At 54.7% G+C, this 201-nt stretch carries 1 rRNA gene; it reads left to right on the top strand.

Going from position 1 to position 201, the window contains the following annotated elements:
• Positions 1-201 (top strand): 23S ribosomal RNA (locus tag KVT32_RS32730); the annotation flags it as partial.

The following is a 201-nucleotide window of genomic DNA, read 5'->3' as shown; positions in this document are numbered from 1 at the left end:
ATTCCAGCACCGTCGTACAGTGCGATGGGGGGACGGATCGCGGAAAATCATCAGGGTGTTGGATGTCCCTGTTGCTGCATCGAAGATGGCGCTTAGGCAAATCCGGGCGCGTAAATCAAGGGTGTGGCACGAGCGAGCATTGCTTGCGAAGTGATCGGAAGTGGTTCCAAGAAAAGCCTCTAAGCTTCAGCTGTACGAGAC

The sequence above is a fragment of the Achromobacter sp. GbtcB20 genome (genome assembly GCF_019091095.1).
GTDB classification, from domain to species: Bacteria; Pseudomonadota; Gammaproteobacteria; order Burkholderiales; family Burkholderiaceae_B; genus Achromobacter; species Achromobacter mucicolens.
This window is presented reverse-complemented; position numbering and strand designations above follow the sequence as displayed.